The organism is Ensifer sp. SSB1, from assembly GCF_016652895.1.
Lineage (GTDB): Bacteria > Pseudomonadota > Alphaproteobacteria > Rhizobiales > Rhizobiaceae > Ensifer.
On the sequence record NZ_JAEPRP010000278.1, the window covers coordinates 1 to 5856 of the forward strand.

Annotated in this window: 5 protein-coding genes; 4 read left to right on the forward strand and 1 reads right to left on the reverse strand. The window is 58.7% G+C overall.

The window, feature by feature from the left end; translation table 11 throughout:
- Positions 1-2554, reverse strand: a 2554-nt coding sequence (locus I8N66_RS35555; protein WP_291164688.1) for a toxin TcdB middle/N-terminal domain-containing protein, incomplete at its 3' end; no start/stop codon positions are given.
- A gap of 322 nt (positions 2555-2876) precedes the next feature.
- On the opposite strand from I8N66_RS35555, the gene I8N66_RS35560 reads away from it, so the two are divergent.
- Genes I8N66_RS35560 through I8N66_RS35575 form a run of 4 tightly spaced genes read left to right on the forward strand, consistent with a single transcriptional unit; the run spans position 2877 to position 5824 of the window.
- Positions 2877-3872, forward strand: a complete 996-nt coding sequence (locus I8N66_RS35560) for a PilN domain-containing protein (protein WP_291164691.1) — start codon at positions 2877-2879, stop codon at positions 3870-3872.
- A complete protein-coding gene (gene gspM / locus I8N66_RS35565) occupies positions 3869-4474 on the forward strand; it encodes a type II secretion system protein GspM (RefSeq protein ID WP_291164694.1) in 606 nt (201 codons plus the stop codon). Before I8N66_RS35560 ends, gspM begins: the two co-directional genes overlap by 4 nt.
- Positions 4471-4995, forward strand: coding sequence for a hypothetical protein (locus I8N66_RS35570; protein ID WP_291164697.1), 525 nt, complete (start codon positions 4471-4473; stop codon positions 4993-4995). Before gspM ends, I8N66_RS35570 begins: the two co-directional genes overlap by 4 nt.
- Complete coding sequence (locus I8N66_RS35575; RefSeq protein ID WP_291164700.1) at positions 4982-5824, forward strand: hypothetical protein; 843 nt, start codon at positions 4982-4984, stop codon at positions 5822-5824. Before I8N66_RS35570 ends, I8N66_RS35575 begins: the two co-directional genes overlap by 14 nt.
- Positions 5825-5856 lie beyond the last annotated feature (32 nt).

Below are 5856 nucleotides of genomic sequence, written 5' to 3' on the forward strand. Positions count from 1 at the left end.
TGATCGTGCGGAAGCCAAGGAACTTGCGAGCCTTGGGATCATAGAGACCGCCAGCGTAACCGTAATCCGTCTGCGCGACGCCGCCGCGGCCGTCATTGACCGTCAGCTTCGTTACCGGGTGCAGAACCTGCGGCAGGAAGGTATTGGCAAAGCGGGTAGAAGGTGTGTAGTCGACGGCGAGCATCCCGCCCGTCTCAAGAGTCACATTGCGTATGAAATTCGGATGGCCTGTGCCAATGTTGGAGACTGCTGTCTCACCCGTGGACGCCAGAAAGTCCGGCAGACCATCGCCGTTGAAGTCGCCAGACAATGCGGAGCCATTGAACGAGGAATACAGCTGCAGAGTGTTCCCGGCGGCTTCAAGGCGCAGGCCGTAGACATTCAATTGACGGAAGAAATTAACTTGGGTGTTCACGCGATCAGACGCGATGACATCCACTTTCCCATCATTGTCCAGGTCACGCAGCATCGGAATTCCGAGCAGCGGAGTACCCAAGATATGGACGAAGGTCCGACCGGTACCCAGCCAGATGTTCGTCTGATAGCTCGGGTTTCCGCGCGCCGGTGCGTGCGCGACATCGAGAACACCATCACCGTTAAGGTCACCAAAGGAGCAGGCGGAGTTGACGCTCGCGCAATCGGCCGGCAGCCCGTAGGCAACCCAGGCGCCATTCACCAAGCGATATATTGTATTGCCCCGGATTAGGCCCTGTCGTCCATTTCCCAGAACCTCGCCGGCATAACCGGGATTGCCGTAGAGTGTATCGACGCCGTCGCCGTCTGTATCGGCGACAACAACTGTTCCTTCATCTGTGCCGATGGTCGAGCAGACGATTGCATACGCTCCGACACATTTCGTCCAGGCACCTAGATCGAGCGCAGGGCTCACTGGGGCAATTCGATGAGCTTTTTCGACGAAGCCGCCCGAATTCGTTTGCAGAGACGGATAGAATATATCCTTTATCGGTCGGGAGCCCAGGAACCTCCCTGCCACCACCATGCGAGGACGATTGGTAAAGCTGCCCTGACGAACGGTCTTTTGAGTGACGCCATTGGCATCAAAGGACGTCAGATGAAACTGAAACGAGAGAGTTCCAGATTGCCTCTCGAGGATGCCATAAATCTCATCCCGGCCATCAAGATTGAGATCATCAACCAACTGCGAGCCAACCCCGGCTGAAAACTTCAGTTCGTTGTGCGGAAATGTGAACGGTCGCCGGATATATGAGAGGGCATAGTTGTCGTAGGCCATCTGCCGGATGGTCTTGCGGGTACCCGAGATAGGATTGGCGTTGCCGTCGAAGCCGACATCCCGGCCCCATCGTTCGACCTTGACGAGCCGCGAGGTATTCGACATCGGCGCTTGATCGTAGCTCATCGAATAGGCACTGTAATGCTGGCCGTTCGCGTAGTTCACCACCGACTTCAGCCGGTGCTTGATCCACGTGAGATAGTACCCGTTCGCCGCCGTCTGGAAGTCGGGGCGCGTGTCATAGAAGAAGTGAGTGTAATAGTTATTGTTATAGGTGATGCGCTCCGGCAGGCACATCGGCAGATCGGGGCACGTGTACTGGTACGCGATGCCGTTGCCGTTGGTGTCGGTCACCGATGCCAGCACGTAGCGGCCGGTCTGGTTAAGGTCGTATTCCGGTGTACCAGCGGCCGGATTGAAGTTGGCCATCGCTGCGACCGAGCGGAACAACGACACCGTTCCATCTCGCGCCGTCACGGTCCACGTGTTCGCCGCACTGTCGAAGCGGATGCGCCGATAGTCTTCGTTCTCGTTGGCATGTGTGCCGCCGGTCGAGCATGAGGCCGAGACCATACCGGTCGCGCAAGCGACGAGTTCGCTCCCGTTCAGCAGATACACATCACTCGCGTCATAGGCTGGAACGCCGTAACCGGGACTCGCGCGCTCGATGATATCGAGGCCGTCAAGTCCCCAGGCAAAGCCAGTGAATCCCTGGTACAGGCCGCCCAGTCGGCTCTTGCGAGCGGAATCGTAGGTGAGCGCCAGCTTTGGGGACAGGCTGCGGAAGGCAGGGACGTCGATCGTAATCGACTGCGTCATCGAACCGTTGCCGGTGATTTCCGGCATCGAAGCTTTCGGCAAGGCGCTAACTGGTGACTCGACAGGTATTTGCTCCGCGGCTGCGGCGGCCAAGGAGCGCTCCGATTGCGTTCCGTCCGTCTTCTCAGCGCCGGGCTCCTCGGCGTTCACCGCCGGGCCTGCGTCCTTACCAGCTTCCCCGCCAGCCCCGCCTTTGCCTGCGCCACCGCCATTGCCGAGCCGGGTGCGATCAGCGGCGGTGTCGGGCTTGTCGGTCGAAGTCTCACCGCGCCTCGTCTCGGAGGCCGTGCCGCTAACGCCGCCGAGTGACGTTGCGCCGTTGCCAAACCCGCCTCCCGCATCTATTTCGCCCGAGGCTTCCTGGGCTTGGGCGACCGCGATCAAAAAACCGCTGAACCCGCCCCTCTGGTCCCCTGCCCCCACCGACAAGGCAAACGAAACCGTGGCAGCCAAGGCCGCAAAACCCAACAAATTGTGTCGCATGGGCTCCCTCGACTGAACCGCCGAATCAATGAACTGGGCTGCAGGTTATGAGGGAGATTCGGAAAAATGCAACCTATCCTCCGCCCAAGGTTAAGGTGCCGTCACAAATCCTCTGATTGCGTTCTGCGATTGCTCAATGCGACTCCACCGCGGATCTTCACTCTGCGGTCGCCTTGGAACGGGCAAAACCAATGGCTGCATTTTTTGTCACTCGAAACGCAAGTTGTGGATAGTGCAGCGGATGTAGTCCCGCGTCGATTACACCGATTTAGCACCCAAATATGGTGAGGAATGTTATGTTGATTCGGGGCTGGGACGGGTCTTGGGGATTCTTCGCGATTTCTGGGATTGGTGGGTAGCGGAGCTGGGTGGCATTCGCCCTTCCCCAACCCATGAGTTTCACGGCGTCCCTGTACTGAAGGTCGGCCGTCGCACGGGCCAGCTTCTTTCCGATGGCCTTCCGGGGGTAGACTTGGCACCCGAGGAATACGGGCAGTCAGACTTCGTCTCCACGAAGAGGACCGAAGTCCAACTTCTCCTCGGCGAAGGACGCTACATTCTGCGGGAAATCTCCGATCGGAATATTCCGAAGTCGCGGGCCAAGGAGATGGCCGCTATCGACCTGGCCGACCGGACGCCATTTTCCGCTGCCGACGTCCGCATTGCACTGATGCCCGTCCCCGGGAAAACCAGCTACATCGTGGTGCGGAAGGATGTGATCGAACCGTGGCTGCAAGCCTTACCTAAAGCCAAGACTCGTACAGTGCGCCTCGGAGTGGAGTTTCAGGGACAACCCGTTTGGCTACCAGTGGCCAGTGCCCGAAACATCGATCCTCGCATTGGCCCGCGTCGGTGGCGACATTTTGCGCCGCGGGCGGTGCTAAGCGTAGTCGCATTGTCGGCAACGCTCACCTTCGTGCATCTGGCGTCACGGAACTCTTCTGCCCTGGCATCCCTTGACGCGGAGATCGCAGACCATCGCCAAGACGCGATCGAAATCCGAAAAATGCTGGACGTCAGGGCTCAGGCTCTAGAAGCCAGCGAGTCCGCCCGTGCTCGCAAGGCCCAAGCAGTTCCCCTCGCTCGTGTCTGGGAAGAGCTGACGAGGACACTTCCGGACACCACCTACATCACGGACCTAACTCTCGACGGCGAGAGCATCACGTTCTCAGGATTCGCGGATTTCGCGGCCCAGTTGATAGGATTGGTGGACGCATCCGAGTCCTTCGAGCGTCCGATATTAACAGGGCCGGTCTCACGGGTGCCCGGCCGTTCGGGAGAACAGTTCCAGATCCGCGCCTCGGTATCACGGCCATGACCGCGCTTCTCCTCGAAATCATGAACGCGCCGCGGCGCACGCAACGGCTCGTTGCCGTCGCCCTCCTTGTGGTTATCGTCACGCTTGGGATGGCGATCATCTACGGTGCGCTGGTGTTTCTGACCAATCAGGGCGAAGACATTCTCGAGCGACGCCGTGACCTGGCAAGGATCAATGCGCTTGTGGCGAAAAAGCCCCTCATTGCCGTCACAACTGCAGTTCCGTCAGATCAATCCATATTCCTTGAAGGCGGCGAGACTGGTGTCCTCCAGGCGAGGTTGCAGGAAATCGTCGCTGCCCTCGCAGCTGCATCCGGGAGCACAATTTCTTCCTCCACCGGTATCGCGGAAACAACGATCGACGGCGTCACATTCATCGGTTTGCGAATAAACCTTGAAGGTGGGATGAAGCCGACGCTCGACACCGTAGTGGGGATCGAGACGGCGCAACCTCAGTTGATCGTACAAAAGGCGGAGATGCGGGCAAGCAACGTCCCCGCCGGCGAGGTTCTGAGTGAACCGCTCCAGCTTTCAACCCAACTCACGATTTTCGCCGCGGTCGAACCTAATTCTTCCAAAGCGACCGCGGGAAAGCGGCCATGAGCAATATCCGTACGCGACTTTGGCTACAGTTTGGGTGTGTCGGGGCGGCATTGTTTGCCGCAGCCAACTTTTGGCTTTCCCTCGTGCCCGTTGATATCAGTCCACTCGAAGAAGTCGACAGAAATCCCGCCAGCAAGGTGACCTCTGCAGATGTTCCGACGCTCACCCGGTTTGAACTGACAGAAGCGGTGGCGCGGCCGCTGTTCAGCCCCACGCGGCGGGAGTTCGAACCGCAGACCCCGGTCGTGGAGGAACAGCCTCAATTGATCACGCCCCCCTCGTCCACCGAGATTGGAACACCTTCGTTCTCCTTGCACGGGACGCGCAACATTCAGTCTCGGCCAGCGGCGCTGATTTCTTTTGGCGATCAGTCGCAGGCGGAATGGTACGAAGTCGGGCAGTCAATCGACGGGTGGCAGCTCGTCTCGGTACGACCCGATGGAGTTTCCGTAATCAAGGCCGACGTGTCTCACGACGTACAGCTCTACCAGCCTTCGGACATGCAAAATGCCCCGCGTTGATGTCGATCACAACGGCGGTTTCGCGTTAGTCGCAGTCCTGGCGTTCCTCGTCATGTTCGCGATGTTCCTCACGCCATTCGTGACGGCGTCGAAGGTTCGCGTCCTTTCCGTCAGCAACCGTTTCGAAAGCGAACGACTAGGGCTCGCCGCGCAGGCCATCAACGACCTGCTCGCGAGTAAGATGTCGCGAGATCCACTATTTAAGGCCGAACTGCTGCGCATCACTCGGCAGAACCCACAGAGCTGCATGGTCCGGAATGTGACACTGACCGTCGAAGTCCTGGATCAGAGCAGCTTGATTGATGTGAACAGGGCGACACCCGAGCTTATCGCCCGTGGCCTTGAGAGTCTTGGGCTGGAGCTTGCTACGGCATCGGAGACGGCGCGGGCGATCGTGGCATTTCGGAGTTTTGCGAGCGTTGGGCAGGAAAACGTCAGTGCAACGTCACCGGAGACGGTGAAATATGGCCCCTTCGAAAGCATCGTCGAACTCCACGAGTTTTCAGCACTTCAATCTGTTCCTTTGGATCGCCTCACGCGTCTGTTCACATTGGCCAATCCCACCGAGAACCTGTCGAACCGATCCATCCATCCCGCGCTTGAGAGAAGACTTGGCACCACCAGACCACTCGACTCCGCTGATCAGGCCACGGCTCAGGATGTGCTTTCGCTGACCACTAGCCTTTCAGGAGCGGGAGGCTTCGCCTCTGAATATCAACTCATGACGATCGATAGCCTCAACGAGACCTACAGCCAGCAAATCTCGATGCCGCTTGGCCAGAGAAACGAGAGTAAGCCTTCCAGGCTGTTGGTTTCCGCGCAGAACTGAGCCGGTTTTTCCACCGAGAAGTGAGCCACCTC

Excerpts from the sequence above, each read along its gene's own strand:
- I8N66_RS35575 (WP_291164700.1), top strand. The coding sequence starts at position 4,982 with ATGCCCCGCGTTGATGTCGATCACAACGGCGGTTTCGCGTTAGTCGCA.
- I8N66_RS35570 (WP_291164697.1), top strand. The coding sequence starts at position 4,471 with ATGAGCAATATCCGTACGCGACTTTGGCTACAGTTTGGGTGTGTCGGG.
- gspM (WP_291164694.1), top strand. The coding sequence starts at position 3,869 with ATGACCGCGCTTCTCCTCGAAATCATGAACGCGCCGCGGCGCACGCAA.